Raw genomic sequence first — 25,927 nt, 5'->3', positions numbered from 1 at the left:
GTCGTTACTGCCCGTTACTCACTGTCACTTTTGTGTTCCACCAGTCGTCGCTGGCGGCTTTGGTCATTCGGATGGTTGGACGCTGCCCGAGGCGCATGTCGACCACGGCCACGTCACGTTCCAGAAGGTCCTGCACCTCGTTCACGGCAAGCACGCGTTCCAGCGCGCGCACAGGACGTTCGGTCGGCAGCATGATGCGCTGACCACGGTCCAGCACCAGATCCCAGCGCCGCTCTCCCACGCGCACCAGACCGCGCACGCGATTGCCCAGGCTGCGCGAGGTCTGAAGAAGCTCCAGCGCTTCACCCACATGATCGCTGGCGCCCGCCCCCGCGATCAGCGGCAGATCAGCGTGGTCCTTGCGAGAAGTGGCTTCCTTGACATGCGCGCCTGTCTCATCGAGAAGCTCGAGCCCGCCATGCGTTCGCCAGACAATTACTGGCTGACGCTCGACGACATTGACTTGCAGGATGCCTCCGGGGCGGATTCTGACGGTTGCGGATTTTACCGGGTCCAGCCCGGTGATCGTGTCGCGGATCTGTTCCACATCCAGATCCCAGGAACTGATCGGGAAATCCAGCGGCACAATTGCGCGGATGTCCTCGGACAGGCCGGTTCCCGCCCCATCGATGGCCATCAGGTTGACCATGAATTCGGGGCGCTCCTGAATCGAAGTGCGCACATCGGCGATATAAGCGGCAAGTGCGTCGCGACGGTCCTGCGAGGCAAAGAAGATGCCGACAGTTGCAGCAATGGCGCAGATCGGCAGGCCGACCTTGACACCAAGGCGAATGCCAGGTGTCAGCATCCAGCGCTGGAGCCGGTAGCTGAGGCGCGACGGCGCCGGGTCGCTGCGACGGGCCGCGCGGAAAAACACCCGCGCGCCACGCAGACGCAGAAGCGGTTGACCATCGCGCTGTTCAGTGTCTGCCGATGCAAAATCCGCATCCGGGCCTGCAACGGGTTTGGTTCGATGGATTTCCAACGCGCGTCTGGCGGTCAGCGGTCGCATGAGGCGTCCTCCACCATCCAGGCGCAAAGCTGGCCGAATGTCATGTCCAGATGGGCGGCCTGTTCCGGGGCCAGAGATGTCGGCGTCATGCCGGGCTGGGTGTTGGTCTCAAGCAGGAACAGCCCATCGGCGCCCATGCCGTCATCCCAGCGGAAATCGGTGCGGCTGACGCCCCTGCACCCCAAGGCAACATGCGCGCGCAGGGCGTAATCCATGCAGCGATCAAAGATGTCCGGTGGCACATCGGCAGGCAGAACGTGCCATGATCCGCCCGGTTTGTACTTGGCATCATAGTCATACCAACCACCATCGGTCATGATCTCGGTCACGGTCAGGGCGCGGTCGCCCATCACCGTTACGGTCAGTTCACGCCCCGCAACATATTTCTCGACCATGATCTGATCGGGCATGTCTTCGGACAGCTGCGGCGGGCCATTGGCATTTTCGTGGACGATGTAAATCCCAACGCTGGAGCCTTCGTTGTTTGGCTTGGCCACATAGGGCGGCTCCATCACGTGGGCTTCGATCACCTCAAGCCTTGGAACGATCACACTTGGAACGACAGGCAGACCTTCGGCCTGATAGACGACCTTGCTGCGTTGCTTGTCCATTGCCAGGGCCGAGGCCAACACGCCGGAATGTGTGTAGGGAATGCGCATCCATTCCAGCAGGCCCTGCACACAGCCATCTTCACCCCAGCGGCCGTGCAGGGCATTGAAAACCACATCTGGCTTGATGTTCGCAAGGCGCGCGCAGAGGTCGGGACCTGCGTCCAGTTCGACCACCTCAAAGTCTTCTCCCACAAGGGCGGCTGCGCATTCGCGCCCAGAGCTGAGAGACACCTCGCGTTCCGCCGAGGGGCCACCCATCAATACCGCCACTTTGGGGTTTGTCCTGCTCGACATACCCAACGTGCGCCTCAATGTCCCCGGACCTTATATGGTGGTCCGTACTGCGTTTATGCCTTTGATCCGTCGCCTGAATTTGCCTGTTTTGGTCTGACGGTCCGGGCTTTATTCTTTCAGCGGATCTCCGACCCGCATGATTTCCCACTCTAGCGTGATGCCGCTTGTTTCGTAAACCTTTTTTCGCACCTCTTCGCCAAGGCCTTCGAGGTCGGCAGCGGTGGCCGAGCCGGTGTTGATCAGGAAATTCGAGTGTTTCGGGCTCATCTGCGCACCGCCAAGCGTCGCGCCGCGCATGCCCGCGTCATCGATCACCTTCCACGCCTTGAGATCATGCACATCATCCGCCTGCCCGGTCGAGGAAAACCCGGCCGGATTGCGAAAGGTCGACCCCGCGCTGCGATCCTTGGTGGGCTGGGTTTCGTCGCGTTTTTTCAACTGCGCCTCCATACGGGTATGGAGATCTTCGGGATTGCCTGAAGGGGCCTCGAACACAGCCGAAATCAGCACTGCACCTTCCGGCAGGTCCGTCTGGCGATAGCGAAAATTCAAGTCTTCGGGTGTCAGGTCCACAAGGTCCCCTTGCCGGGTGACAATGATGGCCTTACGCAACACATCCGCCGTGTAACTGCCATAACACCCTGCATTCATGCGCACCGCACCGCCGACGGATCCCGGAATGGTGCGCAGAAAGGTCAGGTCGACACCGGCGTCCGCCGCCTTGCGTGCCACATGCGCATCCAGCGCCGCAGCCCCTGCCGTAACCGTATTGCCGTCAACCGAGATCGTATTGAATCCGCGCCCCAACCGGACCACAACGGCCCGTAGACCCCCATCCCGAACAATCAGGTTCGAACCGACACCGATCGGAAAGATCGGGGTTTCTGCGGGCAGTTCCCGCAGGAACGCTTGCAGGTCTTCGACATCGGCAGGCTGGAACAGGTAATCAGCCGGACCGCCAACACGAAGCCACGTGAGGTCAGAGAGAGGACGCGCCCGAGACAGGCGGCCTTTGGGAGCGGGAAGCGTTGTCATATGTCTACGCGCACCGCCAGGCTGCGTCCGCCCACACCCCCCATGATCGTGGCGAACAGAAAGGGAAGAACGCCGGCGGTCAGCCAGACCAGCGGGCCGAACGCCTGTTCTTCTTCACCAGTGCCAATTCCGGCCAGCACGACGATCAACGCCAAGCCGACGGCCGAGGCCAGACCGATCAGCCATAACAAGCCGCGCAGGCCCAGCCAGCGGCCCGCGGTGAAACCGGCCGCGGCACCAAGCAGAAAAGACAGAATTGGCAGATAGGCAAATGTAGCGACCGACGCCATGGCGGACCTCCTGAAACTGGCCGGTTATTCGTCAGCCGCCTTCATGCCCTGCATCTTCGTCTTTGTCCAACGGGTCAGATAAATGACAGGCCAGCGCAGCACGGACATCCCCATGGCCAGCACCAGCAAGCCGATCCACGGTCCGTTTTGATAGGTGACATACCCCAGAATCGGAATGCCCACGGCGATCAGGATATAGGCGCGCGTCCAGTGGTTGTCTTTGCTGGGGATCATTGCCAGCAGATTCGCGGAAACGCCCCACAGACCGGCAAGGGCGATGGACCAGTTCACTCCATAACCTCCCCTCGCACCCATTTCCGCCAATAGAACCGGATGGGGTTGCGGAACATCGAAACGAAACCGCCAAAGGCAAAAACGGACCAGAACCAACCGTGGTCATAACCCAGCCAGACGATCAGAACCGGAGCACAGATCAGCAGGGTCACACCCGGCGGGAACTGCAGGCGCATCGGTAAGAACGCCACGATCGTGGCACAGATCACCCAGAGGGCGGCAAGGATCATCGAATAGTCCACTTGTCCCCTCCGAGGATATGCGACAGTTGCGGGCAGGTTACCACACTTTCAGGTTGTGCGCCAAACAGAAGGGACGTCAAACAGCTTGTTTTCGTTGCAATCTCTCGGGCAGAGCATTGGCCCAGGCGCTGATCGTGCCGGCCCCGAGACAGACCACCATATCGCCAGGACGGGCCTGTTCCAGCACAAGTCGTTCAAGATCGTTTTCGTCCAGCAGCGCGCGGGCGTGACGGTGACCGTGACGGATCAGGCCCTGTACCAGATCATCACGCGATGCGCCTTCGATCGGGTCTTCGCCGGCGGCAAAAATGTCGGCAATGGCCACGACATCGGCGTCGTTGAAACAGGTGCAGAAATCGTCGAACAGGTTGGACAGGCGCGAATAGCGATGCGGTTGGTGCACAGCGATCACGCGGCCTTCGGTCGCCTGACGCGCGGCTTTCAGAACAGCCGCAATTTCGACCGGGTGGTGGCCGTAGTCGTCGATGATGGTGACGCCGTCGACTTCTCCGACCTTGGTGAAGCGGCGGTTGACGCCACCAAAATTGGCCAGCGCTTCGCGGATTTCCGAGGCTTTCATGCCCAGATGGCGGGCAACGGCCACGGCGGACAGCGCGTTCGAGACATTATGGTCTCCGGGCATCGGCAGGGTGCAGCCTTCGATCACCTTGTCTTCGTATTGCAGATGGATATCAAAATGCGCAACGCCGACTTTGTAGGTCAGGTTCTCGGCCCGCACGTCGGCCTGCGCGTTGAAGCCATAAGTGCGCACTCGACGGTCGGTGATACGCCCGACAAGCGTCTGAACCTCGGCGTGATCCGTGCAACAGACGGCCAGGCCATAGAAAGGCAGGTTCGATACGAATTCATGGAAGCCGTCGCGCAATTTGTCGAAATCGCCCCAATGCTCCATATGCTCGGGGTCGATATTGGTGACGATGGCGATGGTCGCGGGCAGGCGGTTGAACGAGCCGTCGGATTCATCCGCTTCGACGACCATCCATTCGCCCTGTCCCATACGGGCATTCGAGCCATAGGCATGGATGATGCCGCCATTGATCACAGTCGGGTCGAAATCCCCCGCCACCATCAGTTCTGCCATCATGGTGGTCGTGGTCGTCTTGCCATGAGTCCCCGCGATGGCAATATTCGAGCGCAAGCGCATCAGTTCGGCCAACATGTCAGCCCTGCGGACAACAGGCAGGCCCTGCGCCCGGGCTTCGTCCAGTTCCGGATTGCCCGGTTTGATCGCGGTCGAAACAACTACAACCGCAGCATTTTCAAGGTTCTCAGCACGTTGACCGACAAAGATCTCGGCCCCCAGACTTGCCAGCCGGTCGGTGATTTTCGATGCCTTGAGGTCCGAGCCCTGCACCCGGTAACCCAGATTGAGCAGCACCTCGGCGATACCTGACATCCCGATCCCGCCGATCCCCACAAAGTGAATCGGCCCCACGTCCTGCGGAAGTTTGGTTGCTGGGTTCATGTGGTCTCCTTCTGCGCCAATTGCTCGACGAGGGCAGCCAGACGCTCGGTGGCGTCGGGTGCCCCGACAGACAAGGCGGCGTTGGCCATTTTCTGTGCGGCTTCAGGGTTCGTGAGAACCGTGGTGATTTGCTGTGTCAACGCAGGAACGTCAAGTGCCTTTTCCGGGATCATGATGGCCCCGCCCGCCTGTACCAACCCACGTGCGTTGGCCGTCTGATGATCTCCGGCGGCTGCGGCAAAGGGGATCAGGATCGACGGGCGCCCGATGACCGAGATATCGGCAACGCTGGACGCGCCCGAACGTGAGATCACCAGCTGGGCATCCGACATGCGACGGGGGACATCATCGAAGAAGGGCTGCACATCGGCGCGAATGCCGTGGTCGTTGTAGAAGGCTGTGACGCGCTCGCCGTCCTCGTCCCGCGCCTGATGCGAGACGCGGATGTGATTGCGGATGTCTTCGGGCAGTTCGGCGATGGCTCCGGGCACAACATCGCTGAGGATGCGGGCGCCTTGCGACCCGCCCATGACAAGGACCGACATCGGGTAATCACCGGGCGGAATGTAACCGGCTGCGGCGCGGTCCAGAACGGCAGCCCGGACCGGGTTGCCAGTGTGGATGCCATGTGCGCCTTCGGGCAGGTCCGTGGGCCAGACACCGCAGGCCACCTGCGCGACGCGGGTGGCGAACAACTGGTTCACACGCCCCAACACTCCGTTCTGTTCGTGGATCATGCGGGGGATTTTAAGCATGGTCGCTGCGCTCAGCGCCGGGATCGAAGGATACCCGCCGAAGCCCACAACAACATCGGGCTTGTCCCGCATCATCTGGAACATCGTGCTGGCGACGCCGCCCGCGATCTTGGGACCGGCCATAGCCTTGGCCACCAGGCCGCCACGCGCGAAAGTGGATGAGGACGCCTCGACAATCTCGGTCGAATGCGGGAAACCTCCGGTATAGCGGGCGCCGCGCGGGTCGGTAGACAGGCGCACTCGCCAGCCCTTGTTCAGCATCGCCTCGGCCAGCGCCTGAGCGGGGAACATGTGCCCCCCGGTCCCACCAGCCGCAATCAACAGGTATGGAGTCCCCATTATCCTCGTCCGCGTAGAATATCGCCAAGTTCGCCCTGTGGGCGGTTTCGGGTAAAGGCCAGCAGCATGCCGACCGCAATACCGCCTGCAATCAGCGATGAGCCGCCATAGCTGACAAAAGGCAGCGTCATACCCTTCGCGGGCAGCAGACGTACCGCAACACCCATGTTGATCATCGCCTGCACGCCGAACATGCACGCCAGACCGGTGCCCGCCAGACGGATGAACATGTCGCGTTCCCGCATCAGGCGCAGCAGCGAGCGTACCACGATCAACGAATAAAGCGCGATGATGATGAGTACCAGGATCAGGCCGTATTCCTCGGCCGCGACGGCAATGATGAAATCGGTATGCGCGTCCGGCAGAGACCATTTCACCTGCCCCTCACCCACCCCGACACCGAACAAACCACCTTCACGAATGGCGTTGGTGGCATAGCCCAACTGCGTGGTCGGATCGACCTCTTGATTCAGGAAGCCATCGATACGACGGGCAAAATGTTCAGAATTAGAATAGGCAAACATACCACCCAGGACAACAAACCCGGCCATTCCGACCAGCAGCAGCATCGGCGCCCCGGCGACAAAGTACATCACCCCCCAGCCGAACAGGATCAGGCAGGCCTGGCCGAAATCAGGCTGCATCACCAGCATGCCGACTATCGCCATGCAAAGGGCAAACGACCAGATCCGCCCCGGCGGGCCGTTTATCTCTTGTGAGGCAGCCAGCAGCCATGCAGCGACGACGATGAAGCCGGGTTTAAGAAACTCGGACGGCTGAAGCGAGGCAAACCCCAGCGAGTACCAGCGCACCGCGCCCTTGCCAAAATCAGTTCCGAACACGGGTAGGAAAACCAGCGCCACGAATGCCCCCAGGAAGCCCAGCACTGCCAGCCGCCGCACCAGCGTCGGCGACATCATCGAGGTCAGCAGCATCGCAATCAGCGCCAATCCGCCGAAGATGGCCTGACGTTCGACATAATGGAACGGATCGAACCCGTTTCGCCCGGCCAGCGGTGGCGAAGAAGCCAGCCCCAGCAACAGACCGATGGCAAACAGGATCAGAACGCAGGACATCGTCCAGCGATCGATTGTACGCCACCATTTCGGTAGAATCGGTTCGCCGCGCTGGTCCTGGACCGCGCCATACACCATCTCAGTCATGAGATACCGCCACTCTCTGCCTCGTCAACGCCCCGTTTTCGGGGTCTGCTTGTGACATTACAGGGATTTTTGTTTTTGGGCTAGCAGAATGAAGCAATAAGGCAGAAATCAACCTGCCATGCCCAAGGTGTCCCCCTTCTGCATCTGGCTGACCTAGGAAATTGCAGTGTTAGCCGCGCCACTTGGTGGAGCGGCGTGTGATTAAACCTACAAGGCGTTGCTCATTGCGCTAACCTTTGATCGGATATCGGTCGGGCTCTTCAAACACATCGATGACACGAGACCCCGCCTTGATGATCCCTCCGTGCTCCACACCGCTTGGGATCGAGTAGCTGTCGCCGGGGCGGTACGTGCGGGTCTGGCCACCGATAGTGAGTTCAATTTCCCCCTCGACTACTGTCCCCCATTGGGCACCATGCGAATGCAGGGGAAGCTCCATGTCCTTGAGGAAAGTGAAGAAAGCGACCAGCCCTGCATCTGATCGAATGACGGCCGTTTGCACCACGTCTTCAGGAAAAGGCACATCCAGTTTTGGAAATGACGAAATAAATTCGGGAAACTGCATTGGAAATTCCTTTTGCCAGCTTGTTTTGTCAAAGCCTGTTTGCGTTAAAGCCGCAGCATGACAGCGCGCTGAACATCTGGCAATCGCCATGTCGGTCGACCTCAAATCTGGGAATGCGCGGGTAGTGCGTCTCATGCACTACTTCGGCATGAGGCCTTGCCATCCCGATTAATCCACGCCATGCGCAGCACATGACCTACGACACGATCATCCTTGGAGCCGGGGCTGCCGGCATGATGTGTGCGGCCCATTGCGGTGGGCGCGTGCTGGTTATTGATCACGCCAAGGCACCCGGCGAGAAAATCCGCATCTCGGGCGGTGGGCGCTGCAATTTCACCAACATCTATGCGGGGCCGGGCAATTTTCTGTCGCAGAACCCGCATTTCTGCAAATCCGCCCTTGCAAAATACACGCAGTGGGAATTAATCGATCTGGTCGGACGTCACAACATCGCCTGGCATGAAAAAACCCTGGGCCAGCTATTCTGCGATGGCTCTTCGAAACAGATCATCCGGATGTTGCTGGATGAATTGAGCGGTGCAGGAGCAGAGCTGTGGGTTCAAACCTCTCTGCGTGATCTGCGCAAGACCGAAAGCGGCTTTGCACTGGAGGTTGAACGTGAAGGACAGCGGCAGCACCTGACCTGCACCAATCTGGTGCTGGCAACGGGCGGAAAATCGATCCCCAAGATGGGCGCGACCGGGCTGGCCTATGACATTGCCGGGCAATTCGGTCTGCGTATGACCGAAACACGCGCTGCATTGGTGCCATTTACCTTCTCGGATGGGCGGTTCAGGGACCTGTCCGGCGTTTCCCTGCCCGTGCGACTGTCGAATGATCGAACCAGCTTTGACGAGGCGCTGCTGTTCACCCATCGCGGCCTCAGCGGACCGTCAGTTTTGCAATTGTCGTCATACTGGCGCGAAGGTGAGGCCATCCAGGTGAACCTGATCCCCGATCTGCCCCTGCTTGATCTGTTGCGCGCACAGCGGCAAAGCGCAGGCCGCAAGGCGCTGACCACTGAATTGGCGCGGCATCTGCCGGCCCGGCTGGTCGACTACCTGTGCCGGATCATTCCGATGTCCGGGAAGCTGGCGGATCAGTCAGACGCGAAACTGGCCGAGCTGACCTCGGCCTTGTCTGCATGGCAACTGGTGCCGTCGGGAACCGAAGGGTATCGCACCGCCGAAGTCACCTTGGGCGGGATCAACACGGATGACTTGTCCTCGAAAACGATGGAGGCCAGGGATGTCCCCGGCCTCTATGCGATTGGTGAAACGGTGGATGTCACCGGGTGGTTGGGCGGCTACAATTTCCAGTGGGCATGGTCATCAGGCCATGCCGCAGGTATTGCAATTGCCGCCGGGCATTAGCCTACGACGTTATACCCGCGCCCACGCATGCAGTTGCGCACCACGACTTCTTTGTTCTGGTTTTTATTGATGACATCTGCGCCAGCGCCAACCAGGGCACCTGCCACAGCCGCGCGACCAAGATTGTCGCTGCTGTCCTGAACGATCCCAGTAACGGCCGCGGCACCCACTGCGCCAATTGCTGCGTTCCCTGCGGTAGAGCCATCAACGCTGCCCTGCGATGCCGCCAGTTGTTGGCATTGCTGCAGGTCCACGTTGTAGTTCGGACCGACCGGGCCGTCCACGATAGGCTGATAGTTGGCACCCGTATTGGTGCAGGCCCCCGCAACAAGAATGGCAGGCAGGATCAGAGAAAGTCTACGAAATGGCATAGTCATAACCTCGTGTTGAGTCTGTAGGCAAGCAAAACCAATAGTGGTGCCGCGTCAAGCTGATAGCATCCAAGCTTGGCCCAGCCGGCGGTCTATTGCAAATGGCTATTCTGTCAGCCTGAGCCTGACCTGCGTTGCAAAATCCTCTCCGCGCTGTTCGAAGTTGTCATACTGGTCGAAACTGGCAGCAGCCGGTGCCAGTAGGACTGTCTCGCCAGGTCGGGCATCCGCCATGGCCTGCTCAACGGCTTCAGACATCGTCGTACAGACCTGCGTATCCGTCTCGAGCTGCATCGCAAAACCAGCCGCTTCGCGTCCGATCACATACGCCTTGATGACCTCGCCCGTCGCCGTGTTCAGGGCTGATATGCCGCCCTCTTTCTCAAGACCGCCGCAAATCCATCGGATCTTTTTGAACGCCATAAGCGCTTTCAGGGCGCTGTCGACATTGGTCGCCTTGGAGTCGTTGACATAGGTGACCCCATCCGCCTCGGCGATGATCTGGCTGCGATGCGGCAGACCCGGATAGGAATGCAGCGCGTCTTCGATCACGCGGGGAGCAAGGCCCAGCGACCGGCAGGCCGCGTAGGCCGCGCAAGCATTCTGGTGATTATGCGCACCAGGCAAACCCTTGATCGCGCGGAGGTCGATAGACCCCGCCTGCCGCCCCTTGCGGTATTCCGACAGGAACCCTTTGCGCGCAAAAACCTGCCAGCCCGGCCCGGTCAGTTTCCGCGCGACCGAGACACGGATCACCCGGTCATCCGCAGGGCCTTCGGCCAGTTGCCCCGCCAGAAACGCGCCTTCGGTTTCGTCGACACTGATGATCACGCGGTCGGGGCCGCCTTCGGCAAAGAGACGCCGCTTGGCCGCGAAATAGCCACCCATACCACCATGTCGGTCCAGATGATCGGGCGACAGATTGGTGAATACCGCCACATCGGGGGTCAGAGCGCGGGCCAGCTCGGTCTGATAGCTAGAAAGCTCCAGCACCACGACCGAACCATCACCGCCCGGATCGATATCCAGAACACCGCGACCTATGTTGCCCGCCAACTGCCCCTCGCGACCGGCCTCGGTCAGGATATGATGGATCAAAGCGGCAGTCGTCGATTTGCCGTTCGAGCCCGTCACCGCAATCACCCGAGGCGGGGTGTCATAGTTATGCCATTCCGGCCCTGCGAAAGAGCGGAAGAACAGACCGATATCATTGTCGACGGGCACACCGGCTTCCAGGGCTGCGGCCACCACAGGGTTCGGTTCGGGATAGAGATGCGGAATGCCCGGTGAAACGATCAGCGAGGCGATGTCGTCAAACGCTCCATGCTTGCGCAGGTCGGTGCAGGTGAAGCCTTCTTCTTCGGCGGTTTCACGGGTGGCCGGGTTGTCATCCCAGCACACCGGTTCCGCCCCGCCCGCACGCAACGCGCGCGCGGTTGCCAGACCGGACCGCCCCAGCCCCAAAACGGCCACTTTCTGTCCTGAAAAGCCTTTGACCGGGATCAAACCTTCGTTCCTTTTTTGCTCCACAACAATACTAACAGAGCAGCAACGATCGTGTAGACAATCAGGATACCCCAAGAAATCGACAACGCGGCCCTGTATCCGTCAAAGAGTGTTACAACCGTAAAGGGCAACAAGATCAATGCGATTCCTAAGGCTATGGCTATTATCCGCAACTGCAGACCCCAACCCAACTTCTCAACAGCTTTGAAGCCTTGATCCTGTGAAATATATTTCAGCCCTCGAAGCGAAATCAGGAGTGCATTGCACAACAAACAAAAAATGAACGGTAAAATCACCGCTATTGCCGAGAAAAAGGCTAACCACCTCTTCGCGTTACTCTCCGTTGCAAACAACTCAGCCACGTACCAAACACCCCACGCCAGAACCAATGCGGCAACAAGTGATTGAATTGAATTGGCAGCCCATTCAATGTGTGGTCGTAGGTATTCAAGAAAATTGATCACTTCACCGCACCTTCAGCGTCGCCAGACCGATCATCGCCAGGATCAGCGAGATGATCCAGAAGCGGATGACGATGGTCGGCTCGGCCCAGCCTTTTTTCTCGTAGTGGTGATGGATCGGGGCCATCAGGAAGACCCGTTTGCCAGTGCGTTTGAAGTAGAGGACTTGAATGATCACGCTCAGCGCTTCGACCACGAACAGACCACCGACCACGGCCAGAACCAGCTCGTGCTTGGTGGCCACGGCAATGGCGCCCAATGCGCCGCCCAGGGCCAGCGACCCGGTGTCGCCCATGAACACAGCCGCCGGGGGGGCGTTGTACCACAGGAACCCAAGCCCCGCGCCGAATAGTGCAGAGGTGAAGATGAAGATCTCACCGGTGCCCGGGACGTAATGCACATCGAGATATTCGGTAAAGTCGACCCGACCCACCGCATAGGCGATCACGCCCAGAGTCGAGGCCGCAATCATCGCCGGCATGATGGCCAGCCCGTCCAGACCATCGGTCAGGTTCACCGCGTTGGCAGCCCCCACGATCACGACAATCGAAAACGGGATGTAAAAAATTCCCAGATTGAGCAGCGTATCCTTGAGCACTGGAACCGCAAGCTGGTTCTGCAAGGCTTCGGGATGGTGCAACGTGGCCCAAAGCGAAGCCAGCACGGCGATGATCACGCCCAAAGCCAGACGCATCCGGCCCGAAACCCCTTGGGTGTTCTGTTTTGAAACCTTGGCGTAGTCATCCGCGAAACCGATTGCCGCATATGACAAGGTCACAAAAAGAACCATCCAGACATAAGGGTTGTCCAACCGCGCCCAGACAAGGGTTGACGTGACCAGAGCGCCGACAATCAGCAACCCGCCCATCGTCGGTGTGCCTGCCTTGGAAAAATGCCCTTCGGGGCCGTCGTCACGGATTGGCTGGCCCTTGCCCTGTTTCTTGCGCAGCACGTTGATCAGGGGTTTTCCGAAGATGAACCCAAAGATCAGCGCGGTCATGAAGGCACCGCCTGCGCGGAAGGTGATATACCGGAAGAGGTTCCAGAAATCCCCTCCGTCCGACAGAGCGGTCAACCAGTACAGCATGACAATACCTTTCTCACACGAGGCGCGCGGGCATGTTCACCCATCAAGCGCGCCCCCTTGCCCCATTTTGCGCAGACCGTCAACAATCACGGCCAATGCCATGCTGAGTGAACCCTTGGCGAGCACCGTGTCGCCATCCCGGATCAACCCAGGCAGATGTTCGGCCATTTCGGCGCTTGTTGCGAACCAGAGTCCACGTTTCTTTTCTGGCAGCGCGTGGTACATCGCCTGCATCAACGGCCCTATGCAATGGACCTGGTCCACCTGCTCCATCGCCTTGATATCTGCCATGGCGGCATGCATGGCCTCTTCCTGGGCGCCCAGTTCCTTCATGTCACCCAGAAACGCAATGCGGCGGATACCGCCAGAGGCGGCCAATACATCCAGAGCAGCCTCCATCGAGGTCGGGTTTGCGTTATAGCTGTCATCCAAAAGTTCGATCCGCCCACCTCCTGACAATGGCAAGCTTTCGCGTACCCCGCGCCCCTTGACGGGCGACCACGCATTCAGGCCTGCGATGGCCTGATCCAGATCGACTCCCAATTCGACGCAGGCCGCCAGTGCGCCAAGAGCGTTCATGGCGAAATGCGTACCGGCAGAGTTCACCTCAAACCGGATCACCTGATCACTAACCTTTGCTTCGGCATTCACTGCGTCGGCTTCTGCCCGAGCATCGGTTAGCCGGTAGTCCGCTGCGTTCCGGCCAAAATCGACAACCCCTGCCCCCTGCTCTACCGCTGTTTGGCGCAAGATGTCCGCGTGGTCGATATCTGCGTTGACGATTGCAGCCCCGCCGGGTTCAAGCCCTTCGAAGATCGCCGCTTTTTCATGCGCAATGTCGGCCACCGACTCGAAGGCTTCCAGATGCACCGCCGCCACGGTCGTAACCAGCGCCACATGCGGGCGGGCCTGTTTGGCGAGAGGGGCAATTTCACCCGGATGATTCATGCCGATCTCGATCACCGCAAACTCGGTGTCGTGCGGCATCCGCGCAAGGGTCAGTGGCACGCCCCAGTGGTTGTTGTAACTGGCGACGCTGGCGTGGGTTTTCCCTTGCGTTTCCAGGATTGTCGCCAGCATTTCCTTGGTCGACGTTTTACCCACACTGCCCGTCACGCCCACCACGCGCGCACCAGTTCGTGCCCGTGCCGCCTGCCCCAACGCTTCAAGACCTGCCTGCACGTCTTGGACGATCAGCAGGGGGGCACCTACGGGTACATCGTCCGGAACACGGGAAACCAGCGCGGCGCCTGCCCCTTTTTCCAACGCCTGAGCTACGAAATCATGCCCGTCCCGCGTCGCTTTCAGCGCCACGAACAGATCGCCGGGCTGAAGGGTGCGGGTGTCGATGGAAACACCATTTGCCGCCCAGTCGGTCGTGGCCTTCCCACCGGTCGCTTCAACCGCATCGGATGCTGTCCAGAGCGTCATGCGACCCTTCCGTCCAGTGCTGCCACGGAAATGCTGGCCTGTTCCACATCGTCGAAGGGCAGAACCTGATCCCCCACGATCTGTCCGGATTCATGGCCCTTTCCGGCAATCAGCAGAGCGTCGCCCGGTTGCAGCGCATCAATTCCACGCAATATGGCCTCGGCACGGTCGCCGACTTCGGTCACGCTGACTTCGCCGGCGGCCTCTGAAGCGCCTGCCATCACGGCCGCACGGATCACAGCCGGATCTTCGCTGCGCGGGTTGTCGTCAGTGACAAAGACCACATCTGCGTGGTTGGCTGCCGCCTTGCCCATCAACGGGCGCTTGGTGGCGTCGCGATCCCCGCCCGCGCCAACAATGGCAATCAGACGGCCCATCACATGCGGGCGCAGCGCCTTGAGTGCTGTGGCGACAGCGTCAGGCGTGTGGGCATAGTCCACGAACACCGTCGCGCCATTGTCACGCGTGGCGGCTAGTTGCATCCGCCCGCGAACCGTTGTCAGGTGGGGCAGAGTTTCAAAAACGCGTTCGGGGCCGTCCCCGGCTGCGATGACCAGCCCACAGGCCAGCAGAATGTTTTCGGCCTGAAATCCTCCGATCAGATTCAGGCGGGTCTGGAACGCACGACCCTGCCACGCAAAGCGCAGGTCTTGCCCCGTCGCGTCGAACCGTTGGTTGATCAGGCACAGATCGGCATCGCCCAGCCCGACCGTGAGCACCGACTGACCACGCGCCTCGGCAATCCGCCTGATCTGAGCCCCTTTAGGGTCGCTCAGGTTGACGACAGCTGTTCCATCCTGCGGCAAAACCCGGTCGAACAGACCGGCCTTTGCGTTGAAATAAGCCTCGAAGGTTTCGTGGTAATCCAGATGATCCTGCGTGAAGTTCGAGAAACCGGCGGCGGTCAGGTGAACGCCATCAAGACGGCGCTGTTCAAGGCCGTGGGACGACGCCTCCATTGCGGCATGGGTCACGCCGTTCTCAGCCGCCTCGGCCAGACAGCGGTGCAAGGTGATCGGTTCGGGCGTGGTATGGGCCAGCGGCGCTGTCCAGGCGCCCTCGACCCCGGTGGTGCCGAGGTTGATGGCGGCATGGCCAAGCTCGGTCCAGATCTGCTGGACAAAGGTGGAAACAGACGTTTTGCCGTTCGTCCCCGTGACGGCCACGATGGTTTGCGGCTGCGCCCCGAACCACAGCGCCGCGGCACCGGCCAGCGCCTGACGCGGGTCTTCCACCACGACCAGCGCTGCGTCTGAGGCTGCCAGCTCGGCCTCGGCGATCTCTGCCCCTCTGGCATCGGTCAGGATCGCAGCGGCCCCCATGCGCAGGGCAAACTGGATGAACTCTCCGCCATGAACGCGGGAACCGGACAGCGCGGCAAACAGAAAACCGTCTTTCACCTCGCGGCTGTCAACGGCCAGACCAGTGATATATGGGTTCGCGCCCTCTCTTGCGGTCAGGGCCAGCTGGCTGAGTTTCTTCGTCCTTGTGCCCATGACCCACCTCTTGCCGGACAGCCTAGTTTGAGGTCAGCGTTATAGCAGCGCCCGCCTCAGGCTCAAGCCGGGGACGTAGCCCCAACAACGGTGCGACGCGACCGATGAGTTCGGCGGCAACAGGCACCGCAGTCCAACCGGCCGTGCGACGCTTTTCACCGTAGGCCACGATCGAAGGCTCGTCCAACGTGACGATCAGAACGTATTGCGGGTCGTAGGCCGGGAAGATCGTCGCAAAGGTGGCAATGACCTTGTCGTCGTAATACCCGCCGCGCGGTTTGGGCTTGTCGGCCGTACCGGTTTTGCCCGCCACGTCATAGCCCTTGACCTCGGCGAAACTGGCGGTGCCGTCCGTTACCACCTTGCGCAGCATTTTCTGCGCCTGACGCGCGGTGTCCTGTGACATGACACGAGGCCCGTATTGCGAGCCGTTCTGGCGCAGGATGGTCGGACTTACGTAATGCCCGCCATTAGCAATCGCCGCATATCCGGCGGCCAGATGCATCGGACTGGTCGAAAGGCCATGGCCATAGGAAATTGTCACGGTGCTGAGCTCGCCCCATTTCTTCGGCTTCAGCGGCACGCCGCCCTTGGCCTCGACAATCTCGAAAGGGGTCGGATCGAACATGCCAAGCGCGTCCAGAAATTCCTGCTGCCGTTTGGCCCCGATTTGCAAAGCCAAACGCCCCGTGCCACGGTTCGAGCTGTGGACGATCACATCCGCCACGCTGATCTTGCCGTAGTTCTTGCCGTTGAATTCGCCGATGGGAAAGCGGCCGATCTTCATCGGCCCGGACGTATCGATGATGGTGTTCGAATTCACCAATCCAAGTTCAACGGCCTGCGCGGCGGTGAAAATCTTGAAAACAGACCCCAGTTCGTACACGCCTTGCACATAACGGTTGAACAGCGGGCTGTCCGAGGGGTCAAAGCCCGAGGTCGGCGGGCGCGGCCGGTCATTCGGATCAAAAGAAGGTAGCGAAGCAGCTGAAATGACCTCGCCCGTATGCGCGTTCATCAGAACGGCCGAGGCCCCCTTGGCATTCATGATCTTCATGCCGCCAAAGAGAACCTGTTCAACTGCGGCCTGAATGGTCAGGTCCAGCGACAGTTGCAGAGGCTTGTTGCCATTGGCCGGATCGCGCAGATAGTCGTCGAACTGCTTTTCCACACCGGCCACGCCGATCACTTCGGCGGCGCTGACGCCTTCACGCCCAAAACCGGACCCGCCCAGAATATGAGCGGCCAGCCGCCCGTTGGGGTAAAGCCGCATTTCTCGCGGGCCGAACAGGATGCCCGGATCGCCGATGTCATGCACGGCCTGCTTCTGCTCGGGCGAAATGCGTTTCTTGATCCACAGGAATTTGCGATTGCTGGTGAAGTCCTTGATCAGCCGCTCTTTGTCCAGATCAGGAAAGATCGCGACCAGCTGGTCCGCGGCCGCCCCGGGGTCGATCATCAGAGGGGGCTGCGCGTAGACGGAATAAGTGTCCAGATTGGTGGCCAGTATGCGCCCTTCGCGATCGACGATGTTGGCGCGCTGCATGGCAATCGCCGCCCCCGGCGCGCTGGCCAGAGGCTCTTGTGCTTCTGAGGTTGCCAACATGCCCATGCGGACACCAACGACTGAAAAAGCGCAGAAGAAGAATAGACCAAGCACCAGCAAACGCCCTTCGGCGCGGGCGCGGGCGCGATCTTTCATCTCTTCGTGACGCTTGCGGATGTTCTCACGTTCGATTGCCTTGGGGTTTTCGCCCCGGGCGCGGGCATCAAGGATTCGGGCCAGGGGGCGCAGAGGGGTGCGTGTCATGGAATCTGCACCTCGCCCAAAGCCTGAATATCGGTGATGGCCTGCAATTCAATCGGATCAACCACAGGCAGGTCCGGGTCTTCGGCATAGGCGATCTGATCCGCACGTCCGAACTGTTCGGCCCGCAACGGCAGCAGGCCAAGGCGCTCAAAGTTCAGGTCGGCCAGTTCGCGCAGCCTGTCCGGGCGGTTCAGATAGGCCCATTCCGCGTCCAGAACGGCCAGCCGCACCTGTGCCATTCCGATCTCGCGCTGCAAAGACTGCGTTTCCTTTACCACTTGTTGGGTTCGGTAGTTTTCCTGATAGGCCCACAAGGCAAGGCCGAATACGGACAGAGCAGTCAACACATACAAAACACTCTTCATCTTGCCCTTCCCCCCAGTTGCGGCATCCCGATGGCCCGCGATTCGATTTCCCCCGCCGGAGCCTCTGTTCGTATTGCCACGCGCAGTTTGGCTGACCGTGCACGCGGGTTTTCCCGCAATTCCTGTTCGTCAGGACCCACCGCCTTGCGGGTTTTCAACGTGAATTGGGGCTGTTCCTGTTCAATTTCCGGCGCATAGCGGTTCGCACGCCCCGTCTTGCCTGCGCGGGACTGAAAGAACCGTTTCACCATCCGGTCTTCGATGGAATGGAATGTGACAACAGCCAGTTGCCCGCCAGGCTTCAATGCGCGCTCAGCGGCCATCAACCCCTGAAACAGTTCTTCATATTCTGCATTCACGGCGATCCGCAGCCCTTGAAAGCTGCGCGTGGCCGGGTGGGATTGCCCCGGTTTCGGACGTGGCAGGCAGGATTCGATGATCTCGGCCAGACGCAGGGTCGTGGTGATCGGTTCATCCGCGCGCGCTTTGACAATCGCCTTGGCAATCCTGCGGCTGGCGCGTTCTTCACCATAATGGAACAGAATGTCGGCCAGCTGCGCCTCGGTTGCGGTGCTGACCAGATCGGCGGCACTTTCGCCCTCCTGGCTCATGCGCATGTCCAAGGGGCCATCCTTCATGAAGGAAAATCCACGGTCGGCCTGATCCAATTGCATTGAGGAAACGCCAAGGTCCAGCACAATGCCATCCAGATCCTGCGCATATTCGTCCAAACGAGAAAACACACCGGGCTGCATCACCAGCCGGTCGCCATAGGCGCCCGCCCATTCTGACGCCATATCAAAAGCCAGCGGATCACGATCAACACCGATGACCTTGTCTGCCCCGGCCTCCAGCAATCCGCGGGTGTACCCGCCTGCGCCGAAGGTGCCGTCCAGCCAGACGCCGGACACAGGTGCGACCGCGGCCAGCAGGGGGCGCAACAGAACGGGAACGTGAGGTTTGTCGGAGGAGATCTCAGCGCCGGCCATGCCGTTACGCATCCTCGGTGCCATCAAGGAACTGCATAGGATCGAAGTCCTCTGGCAGATCGTTAATCCATTCTTCGGTTTTGGCCAGCTCCTCGACTTCGTAGGTCTCGGGCTTCCAGATCTGAAATGTATCACCGGCGGCGATAAAGAACGCCTCACCTTCAAGGCCGATCTTGTTGCGCAGCTTGGCAGGCAACACCAGACGCCCGGTTTCATCCACATTTGTCGGAAAGGACTGACCATGGAACATGCGCTGCAACATTCGGCGCTGCATTGACCCGCGCGGCAAGGCATCAATCTTGGCATCAACCTCGTCAATGGCCTGCATGGTATAGCATTCAAGGAATTTGCGGCGATGATCGCCGTAGACGATCACAAGCTCTGGATTGTCTCCGGGCTGCCAGTTGGGATCGGACGCTTCAAGCACACGGCGAAACGAGGCCGGGATCGAGACCCTGCCCTTCGTGTCCACCTTATGGTGGCTTTCACCTCTAAACCTGCGCGCCAAGACGACTGTCCCTTTCGCTTGCGCCCCACTTGAAATTCACGTTCCCCCGGATGAAAAACGGCGGGTTGATCTGCTGCCACTGATCAACCCGCCGCATTGACCCGCTTCGCGGGATGTCCAGCTGCACGCGCCACCTGGGGGGATGTCTGCTCGCCCGCGCGCCGGATCTCTTGATTGATGAAAGCGAGATGCCTGTATGAAACCTGATTATTTTTGGTCGGGGTCGTTTGGTGCCCCTGCTGCCTCGTCCTCATCGGATGCATAAGGGATGCCATGGGAATTCATGGAAATCAACAGGAATTTTGCGAACCGCACCCCATGAAACACGATCAAGACACAGTATCACTCTGAAATCGGAACGTAATGACACCATTTGTGGAAGAATACGACAACCTGACCTCTATATATAGATAATTTGAGGCGTGAAATTTTTTCCCATGATTTCCCGAAATAATTTGGAATCCGCCTTGAAGGGTGGAAATACTGCGTGTCTTTGTGCTGCGGCCTCACAGAATCGTTCGAAGTTCGTGAGCGTTTTCGGCGACATGTGCCCTCGGAAACCACACCTGCCCATGAATTCCCGCGGATCTCCGGCTGCACGCGCCGCAACCTGAAACCGGCAAACTGAGCTTCAGGGGCTGGTGAAGCGCCACGCTTCGCCTTGCCGCTTCTCTCACGGGAGCTACCCGAGTTGTTTATTCGCCCAAATTCCAGCCAACACCGCTCAATTAGAGGGCAAGCCGCCAGAAGGCCATGTTTGCGCCATCACCAGTGACCCAGGGTAATGCCCAATTTTTCAAGGCGCATTTCCAGTCGAAGCAAAAAACTGAACCAATCTATGCGCTTGCTGCATAGCAGCATTGACGACGTGACCTATTGTGCAATTGCAGCATTTGCCTATTTTCAATCTCAAGCAAGGGCCGAACGTTATCGGCAAAGCAAATAGACACGGATGATGAGCATGGCAGTCGCAAGCACACATACAGCACCCAAGAGCGCACCGGCGTTCGGAATCGCAGCCCTGGTGGAGAACGCTAAGACGCGCTTTGCCCGCTATCGTATGTATCGCCAGACCGTCAATGAACTGGCAGGGCTGTCGGATCGTGAACTGGCCGATCTGGGCCTGCATCGGTCCATGATCCGCCGGGTGGCCATGCAGGCCGCCAACGATCACATCGCGCAATAAGCGCGCCACGAATACTGAGATCAGGCCCTTACTCCTCCCTTAGGGTCTGTAATCAGCGGCAACGTCTTTCCTCCTCCCTGACGTTGCCGCACCCTATACCGGCCCCAACCCGCCGGATCCTGATACATCGGGGCTCTCCTCCTCCCTGCCTCGATGTTGAAAGCGCGCGGCGACGTCTTCCTCCTCCCTGACGTCGCCGCGTCTTCCTCATACCGGGCTCAAACCCGGGCTCGAATACATCGGGGCTCTCCTCCTCCCTGCTCTGATGTTGACAAGACGGCGGTTCCCCTCCTCCTCCCTGGGAACCGCCGTTTTTTTATTTTTCGAGCAGGGGTGTAAAACAGCGTCCTGATTTCTGATCCGGAGGACGTTATGGCAGCCTATTTCATCACGCAGATCGACATCCACGACCCGGACGGGCATCAGGATTATCTGGCTGGCTTCATGCCGATTTTCGACCACCACAGAGGCCGCTTGCTGACAATCTCATCCAAACCGGTCGAACGGATCGAAGGCGTTTGGCCCGACGGCGGGATTGTATTGATGGAGTTTCCGGACCTTGCGGCGGCGAAAGCCTGGAAAGACGACCCGGAGTACATCGAACTGGCGAAGATCCGGCAGGCCACCGCCGCAACCAATCTGATTCTGGTCGAAGGGATATGACGCCTCAGAACGGGACGTCATCCTTGTTGCTCAGAAAACGCGAGACCACTTTCTTGGTGCCGGCCTTGTCGAAGTCGACCTCGACCTTGTCACCCTCGATCCCGATCACCGCACCATAGCCGAATTTCTGGTGGAACACCCGTTCGCCCAGTGTGAAACTGGCCACTGCGGTGGCGTCGATGACCGTGTTCCGGCTTTCTTTGGGTTGCGACATGCCATGCTGCCCCTGCCGCGCCTGCAACCGCCTCCAGCCCGGCGAGTTGTAGACATTGGCTTCGACCGCACGCGTTTCAATGCCCGCAGTGTGCTGACCGCCACCATAAAGACCCGGAGGAGTCAGCACCTCAACGTGATCTTCCGGCAATTCGTCGATGAACCGGGATGGCATGGAGTTCTGCCACTGCCCGAACACCCGCCGGTTGGCGGCAAAAGAAATCGTGCACACCTCCTCGGCACGGGTGATGCCAACATAGGCCAGGCGACGTTCCTCCTCGAGCCCCTTGAGGCCGGATTCGTCCATTGACCGTTGCGAGGGGAACAACCCGTCCTCCCATCCCGGCAGGAAAACGGCGGGAAACTCCAGCCCCTTGGCCGCGTGAAGGGTCATGATCGAGACCTTGGCCCCGTCGCTGTCCTGCTCGTTGTCCATCACCAGACTGACATGCTCCAGAAACCCTTGCAGGTTCTCGAAATTGTCCAGCTGATTGACCAGTTCCTTTAGGTTTTCAAGGCGCCCCGGCGCTTCGGGCGTCTTGTCGTTCTGCCAATGGGCCGTATAACCGGATTCGTCGAGGATGATCTGCGCCAGCTCGATATGCGTGTGTTCGGGCGCACCGAACCGCATGGGTGAACCGTCATCGATCACGGACTCGTCGTCCACTTCAATCCGTGGTCCACGCGTCATCGCATTCCAACGCGCCAGACCGTCGATCAGTTCGCGCAGCGCCTTGCCGCCCTTGCCCTTGATCAACCCGTTATCGACGGCAATCCGAGCCCCGTCGACCAGTGACACCCCATTTTCGCGCGCGGTCATCTGGATGGTTTGCTGCGCCTTGTCGCCAAGGCCGCGCTTGGGGGTGTTCACGATCCGCTCGAAGGCCAGATCATCCTCGGGGCTGACCACCAGCCGGAAATAGGCCATGGCATCGCGGATCTCCATCCGCTCGTAGAATCGCGGGCCTCCGATCACCTTGTAGGGCAAACCAATGGTCAGAAACCTGTCTTCGAAGGCGCGCATCTGGTGGCTGGCGCGGACAAGGATGGCGATTTCATCGAGATAAAATCTTGGGAAGGCCGCTTCCAAAGAACGCCCTTCTTGTTGCCTCATTGTTAATTCCCAAATGAGACTTTCCCTGCCTGCTTCCGCCAAAAAACTTTCGTGCTTCTTCAGCTTTTCCAGTACTTGCTCTCTACTATTGAGCCCCTTTAGGGCACCCAGTTCGTCGAGACGCTCTACTTCACTCATCATCTGATCGGATCGAGAGTTTTGCCTGCGTTTAGCGATGGGAGAATTTCCATTAACAAGGTCTTCGATCTGCTCTCCAATCCAGCGGGCCTCTTCCTCACCGTCCCAATGACCGATAAGGCAGACCTTTTCACCGTTTTCAGCAGCTGTCCAAAGCTCCTTGCCCAAGCGGCTTTCATTGCCCCGAATGACGTTCGACGCAGCCGCCAGAATATGCGGGGTCGAGCGATAGTTCTGTTCCAGTCGCACTACATACGCGCCGGGAAAGTCCTTTTCGAAGCGCAGGATGTTGCCCACCTCGGCCCCGCGCCAGCCATAGATCGACTGATCGTCATCGCCGACGCAACAGATGTTCTTGTGCCCCCCGGCCAGCAGGCGCAGCCACAGATATTGGGCGACGTTGGTGTCCTGATACTCATCCACGAGGATATAACGGAACCAGCGTTGGTATTGCTCCAGAACATCCTGATGGGTCTGGAAGATCGTAACCATGTGCAGAAGCAGATCGCCGAAATCCACCGCATTCAGTTCGCGCAAGCGGGTCTGGTATTGAGCGTAAAGCTCGACGCCCTTGTTATTGTAGGCCCCGGCATCGGCAGTGGGCACCTTGTCAGGTGTCAGAGCGCGGTTCTTCCAGTCGTCGATGATGCCGGCCAGCATCCGCGCGGGCCAGCGCTTGTCGTCGATATTGGCGGCCTGCACCAATTGCTTGAGCAGGCGAATCTGGTCGTCCTTATCCAGAATGGTGAAGTTCGATTTAAGATCGACCAGTTCCGCATGGCGGCGCAGCAGTTTGACGCAGATCGAATGAAACGTACCCAGCCATGGCATCCCCTCGGCGGGCTGTCCCAGCAGGCGGCCAACCCGTTCTTTCATCTCGCGCGCGGCCTTGTTGGTGAATGTGACCGACAGAATCTCATTCGGACGCGCGCGCGCAGTGTTGAGAAGATGTGCGATCCGGGCCGTCAGCGCCTTGGTCTTGCCGGTGCCAGCCCCGGCCAGCATCAGAACCGGACCGTCCAGCCGCTCGACCGCATCGCGCTGTGCCGGGTTCAGCTCATCCAGATAGGGCGAAGGGCGCGCAGCCATTGCCCGCGCCGACAGCGATGCGCCCTCGAAGGCGCCCATTTCGTCAAAACTGCTCATGGCCCCAAACTACGCTGGAAAAGCGCGAAGGGAAAGGGTTTGTTCACGGCTTGTTCGCAGACTTTTCACACTTCTTTTTACATTCAATTCTAAACAAAGACGCCACCGCCCTGCGCCCCTGTTAACTCTCTGTCAAATCCTGACTGAGATGCTTGTCAGAGTGTTGTGGGAGCGGACATATGAAACAGGCGGAACTGACAGGTCAGTCCTCGAGGCTTAAAATGATGGGCGTGGCCCTGATGTTGCTCGCGCTGACAACAGCAGCGGGCTGGGGGATCTATGCCGCCCCGGCGCCAGTGGTTGATCGCATGCTGGAAGCAGACCTGCGAAAAAACGCGATGCGGATGAGCCGCCAGATCGAAAGCCATCTGAACGATCTTGGCCAGACATTCCGTTTTCACGCATTGACCGAGCATGACCAGGAGTTTTTGGAGCTACTGCCCGAAACCACGGACATTTACCGCTTCAAGCTGTTTGATGCTTCGGGGCAAGTGTTCTGGTCGACCCGTGCAAGCGACGTCGGGTTCGTGAATACGAAACCCTATTTCCAGTCGATCGTTGCCGCCGGGGGTCTTTATTACAAACACGAAGAGAAGCCGATTGCCGAAGTTGATTCCTTTGTTGTCGGCGATTCCCGGGATACGGAACTGAGCAGCCGCCATGTGGCCGAGGTCTACACGCCGATCATCAAGGATGCGACGTTCCTGGGCGCCATCGAGTTCTATTCTGACATTACGGACCTGCGGAACCTGTTCATCACCCGCGTTCGCCTGTCCCTGGCGCTGCTCAGCGGGATAGCCCTGCTGGCGCTGACGACAGTTATCCTGATTGTTCATCGCACCAATCGTCGACAGGTTCGCGATCTACGCAAACGGGCCATAAAAGAGCGGGAACTGATGGACGAACAGATGCGCCTTGCCCGCGAGGTCCGCCTGCTGGGTGAATTGAACGAATGGCTGCAATCAAGCCGGTCGCTGGATGAACTGTTCGACATGGTGTCTCGCTTCATGACCCATATCCTGCCAGAGGCCGAAGGCAGTGTGTATGTCTACTCCAACTCACGCGACGTGCTGGATGGCTGCGCAAGCTGGAACGGTGGAACTCATAAATCTCACATTCATCCCGAAGGATGCTGGGGCTTGCGGCGCGGCCGGACCTATGAGTTCGGCGCATCCGAGATTGATTTTGTCTGCGAACACGCCGAACCGCATGACGGTCGGCCCTATTTCTGCTTTCCCATTCTGGCCCATGGCGAAACCGTTGGCCTCTTGCATCTGCGGGCACTTGAGGGGCGCGAAGACTGCTTCAACAAGAGCCGCAAGTTGGCCCAATTGTGCGCCGAACAGATCAGTATGGCGATCGCCAATGTCCGGATGCGGGATCAACTTCATGACCAATCGGTACGAGACCCGCTGACCGGGCTGTTCAATCGCCGCCATATGACCGAGATGCTGCGCAAGTCCATCAGCCGCAGCCAGCAGACGGGCGCTGCACTAAGCCTGATCGCAGTGGACGTGGATCACTTCAAGAAGTTCAACGATACTCACGGGCATGATGCTGGCGACATGGTATTGCGCGCAGTCGGCGCCGCCTTGGAGCAAGGGTGCGACCGGGACGAAGTCGCCTGCCGCATCGGTGGTGAGGAGTTTATGCTGATCCTGCCTGACAACAGCCCCGAAGATGCCATGACCCGCGCCGAACAGCTGCGCCAGGCGGTCGAGGCTGTATCCGTACGGTATGGTGAGAAGGCATTGCCGCGCATTACGATATCGCTTGGGGTCGCACATTACCCGGCCCACGGCACCATGCCGCAGGACCTGCTGCGCGCGGCCGATGATGCGCTTTATGTCGCCAAGGACAAGGGCCGCAACCAAGTGCATGTCTCAAGTGGCACCAAGAACCAGGCCCAACGTACGTCACCTGAAAGCCAGCAACCATCTAAGGATGCAGCTTAAAAAACTTGCCGAATCGCTTGGCAGGTCGG

25 protein-coding genes are annotated in these 25,927 nt (G+C 59.5%); 4 read left to right on the top strand and 21 right to left on the bottom strand.

Annotation, left to right across the window (positions count from 1 at the left end):
* Positions 1-4: 4 nt before the first annotated feature.
* From AC2FEB_RS13200 to AC2FEB_RS13155, 10 genes are all read right to left on the bottom strand, one after another.
* Positions 5-1,012, bottom strand: a complete 1,008-nt coding sequence (locus AC2FEB_RS13200; RefSeq protein ID WP_117868339.1) for a cell division protein FtsQ/DivIB — start codon at positions 1,010-1,012, stop codon at positions 5-7.
* Entirely contained in the window at positions 1,000-1,923 is a 924-nt protein-coding gene (locus AC2FEB_RS13195; RefSeq protein ID WP_496884103.1) for a D-alanine--D-alanine ligase, read from the bottom strand. Before AC2FEB_RS13195 ends, AC2FEB_RS13200 begins: the two co-directional genes overlap by 13 nt.
* Positions 1,924-2,025: 102 nt before the next feature.
* The gene (gene murB / locus AC2FEB_RS13190; protein ID WP_117868337.1) at positions 2,026-2,952 is read right to left on the bottom strand and encodes a UDP-N-acetylmuramate dehydrogenase; all 927 of its coding nucleotides are present in this window, start codon (positions 2,950-2,952) and stop codon (positions 2,026-2,028) included.
* The gene (locus AC2FEB_RS13185) at positions 2,949-3,242 is read right to left on the bottom strand and encodes a hypothetical protein (protein ID WP_117868336.1); all 294 of its coding nucleotides are present in this window, start codon (positions 3,240-3,242) and stop codon (positions 2,949-2,951) included. Before AC2FEB_RS13185 ends, murB begins: the two co-directional genes overlap by 4 nt.
* 24 nt (positions 3,243-3,266) lie before the next feature.
* Positions 3,267-3,533, bottom strand: coding sequence for a DUF2484 family protein (locus AC2FEB_RS13180; RefSeq protein WP_117868335.1), 267 nt, complete (start codon positions 3,531-3,533; stop codon positions 3,267-3,269).
* Entirely contained in the window at positions 3,530-3,778 is a 249-nt protein-coding gene (locus tag AC2FEB_RS13175; protein ID WP_205511894.1) for a DUF2484 family protein, read from the bottom strand. The genes AC2FEB_RS13180 and AC2FEB_RS13175 overlap by 4 nt, the downstream gene beginning before the upstream one ends.
* Positions 3,779-3,854: 76 nt before the next feature.
* Positions 3,855-5,264 carry a UDP-N-acetylmuramate--L-alanine ligase gene (gene murC / locus AC2FEB_RS13170; RefSeq protein ID WP_117868334.1) on the bottom strand — a complete coding sequence of 470 codons (1,410 nt, stop codon included), beginning with the start codon at positions 5,262-5,264 and terminating at the stop codon, positions 3,855-3,857.
* Positions 5,261-6,358: a UDP-N-acetylglucosamine--N-acetylmuramyl-(pentapeptide) pyrophosphoryl-undecaprenol N-acetylglucosamine transferase gene (locus AC2FEB_RS13165; protein ID WP_496675648.1), complete on the bottom strand. Its 1,098-nt coding sequence runs from the start codon at positions 6,356-6,358 to the stop codon at positions 5,261-5,263. The genes murC and AC2FEB_RS13165 overlap by 4 nt, the downstream gene beginning before the upstream one ends.
* A complete protein-coding gene (ftsW, locus tag AC2FEB_RS13160) occupies positions 6,358-7,521 on the bottom strand; it encodes a putative lipid II flippase FtsW (RefSeq protein WP_117868332.1) in 1,164 nt (387 codons plus the stop codon). The genes AC2FEB_RS13165 and ftsW overlap by 1 nt, the downstream gene beginning before the upstream one ends.
* A gap of 229 nt (positions 7,522-7,750) precedes the next feature.
* Positions 7,751-8,086: a cupin domain-containing protein gene (locus AC2FEB_RS13155; protein WP_117872617.1), complete on the bottom strand. Its 336-nt coding sequence runs from the start codon at positions 8,084-8,086 to the stop codon at positions 7,751-7,753.
* A gap of 191 nt (positions 8,087-8,277) precedes the next feature.
* Here AC2FEB_RS13155 and AC2FEB_RS13150 point away from each other — a divergent pair, with 191 nt between their 5' ends.
* Positions 8,278-9,459: a BaiN/RdsA family NAD(P)/FAD-dependent oxidoreductase gene (locus AC2FEB_RS13150; protein WP_496884099.1), complete on the top strand. Its 1,182-nt coding sequence runs from the start codon at positions 8,278-8,280 to the stop codon at positions 9,457-9,459.
* Here the strand turns inward: AC2FEB_RS13150 and AC2FEB_RS13145 are convergent.
* The 10 genes from AC2FEB_RS13145 to mraZ form a co-directional block, all read right to left on the bottom strand.
* Entirely contained in the window at positions 9,456-9,830 is a 375-nt protein-coding gene (locus tag AC2FEB_RS13145) for a glycine zipper family protein (protein ID WP_254683773.1), read from the bottom strand. The genes AC2FEB_RS13150 and AC2FEB_RS13145 overlap by 4 nt on opposite strands.
* Before the next feature lie 105 nt (positions 9,831-9,935).
* Positions 9,936-11,336, bottom strand: coding sequence for a UDP-N-acetylmuramoyl-L-alanine--D-glutamate ligase (gene murD, locus AC2FEB_RS13140; RefSeq protein WP_496884098.1), 1,401 nt, complete (start codon positions 11,334-11,336; stop codon positions 9,936-9,938).
* Positions 11,333-11,800: a hypothetical protein gene (locus AC2FEB_RS13135; protein ID WP_496675642.1), complete on the bottom strand. Its 468-nt coding sequence runs from the start codon at positions 11,798-11,800 to the stop codon at positions 11,333-11,335. The genes murD and AC2FEB_RS13135 overlap by 4 nt, the downstream gene beginning before the upstream one ends.
* Before the next feature lies 1 nt (position 11,801).
* Positions 11,802-12,884, bottom strand: coding sequence for a phospho-N-acetylmuramoyl-pentapeptide-transferase (gene mraY / locus AC2FEB_RS13130; RefSeq protein ID WP_117868327.1), 1,083 nt, complete (start codon positions 12,882-12,884; stop codon positions 11,802-11,804).
* 36 nt (positions 12,885-12,920) lie between these two features.
* Positions 12,921-14,315 (bottom strand): UDP-N-acetylmuramoyl-tripeptide--D-alanyl-D-alanine ligase, encoded by a 1,395-nt coding sequence (locus AC2FEB_RS13125; protein WP_496884097.1) that lies wholly within the window; start codon positions 14,313-14,315, stop codon positions 12,921-12,923.
* The gene (locus AC2FEB_RS13120; protein ID WP_117868325.1) at positions 14,312-15,811 is read right to left on the bottom strand and encodes a UDP-N-acetylmuramoyl-L-alanyl-D-glutamate--2,6-diaminopimelate ligase; all 1,500 of its coding nucleotides are present in this window, start codon (positions 15,809-15,811) and stop codon (positions 14,312-14,314) included. The genes AC2FEB_RS13125 and AC2FEB_RS13120 overlap by 4 nt, the downstream gene beginning before the upstream one ends.
* A gap of 22 nt (positions 15,812-15,833) precedes the next feature.
* On the bottom strand, positions 15,834-17,621 hold the full coding sequence (locus tag AC2FEB_RS13115; RefSeq protein WP_117868324.1) for a peptidoglycan D,D-transpeptidase FtsI family protein: 1,788 nt from the start codon (positions 17,619-17,621) through the stop codon (positions 15,834-15,836).
* Entirely contained in the window at positions 17,618-17,986 is a 369-nt protein-coding gene (gene ftsL, locus AC2FEB_RS13110; RefSeq protein ID WP_117868323.1) for a cell division protein FtsL, read from the bottom strand. Before ftsL ends, AC2FEB_RS13115 begins: the two co-directional genes overlap by 4 nt.
* Positions 17,983-18,975, bottom strand: a complete 993-nt coding sequence (rsmH, locus tag AC2FEB_RS13105) for a 16S rRNA (cytosine(1402)-N(4))-methyltransferase RsmH (RefSeq protein ID WP_117872615.1) — start codon at positions 18,973-18,975, stop codon at positions 17,983-17,985. The genes ftsL and rsmH overlap by 4 nt, the downstream gene beginning before the upstream one ends.
* A 4-nt stretch (positions 18,976-18,979) precedes the next feature.
* Positions 18,980-19,483, bottom strand: a complete 504-nt coding sequence (mraZ, locus tag AC2FEB_RS13100; protein ID WP_117868322.1) for a division/cell wall cluster transcriptional repressor MraZ — start codon at positions 19,481-19,483, stop codon at positions 18,980-18,982.
* A 961-nt stretch (positions 19,484-20,444) separates the two neighbouring features.
* Here mraZ and AC2FEB_RS13095 point away from each other — a divergent pair.
* Positions 20,445-20,669 carry a DUF1127 domain-containing protein gene (locus AC2FEB_RS13095; protein ID WP_117872612.1) on the top strand — a complete coding sequence of 75 codons (225 nt, stop codon included), beginning with the start codon at positions 20,445-20,447 and terminating at the stop codon, positions 20,667-20,669.
* 372 nt (positions 20,670-21,041) lie between these two features.
* On the top strand, positions 21,042-21,332 hold the full coding sequence (locus tag AC2FEB_RS13090; RefSeq protein WP_117868320.1) for a DUF1330 domain-containing protein: 291 nt from the start codon (positions 21,042-21,044) through the stop codon (positions 21,330-21,332).
* 4 nt (positions 21,333-21,336) lie between these two features.
* Here AC2FEB_RS13090 and AC2FEB_RS13085 read toward each other — a convergent pair whose 3' ends face one another.
* A complete protein-coding gene (locus AC2FEB_RS13085; RefSeq protein WP_496675634.1) occupies positions 21,337-23,943 on the bottom strand; it encodes an ATP-dependent helicase in 2,607 nt (868 codons plus the stop codon).
* Positions 23,944-24,122: 179 nt separating this feature from the next.
* On the opposite strand from AC2FEB_RS13085, the gene AC2FEB_RS13080 reads away from it, so the two are divergent.
* A complete protein-coding gene (locus AC2FEB_RS13080) occupies positions 24,123-25,898 on the top strand; it encodes a sensor domain-containing diguanylate cyclase (protein ID WP_496884096.1) in 1,776 nt (591 codons plus the stop codon).
* Positions 25,899-25,927: the final 29 nt, after the last annotated feature.

Source organism: Ruegeria sp. YTSC106 (genome assembly GCF_059609765.1).
The sequence above is the reverse complement of the archived record's forward strand: the minus strand, read 5'-3'. Positions and strand labels throughout refer to the sequence as shown.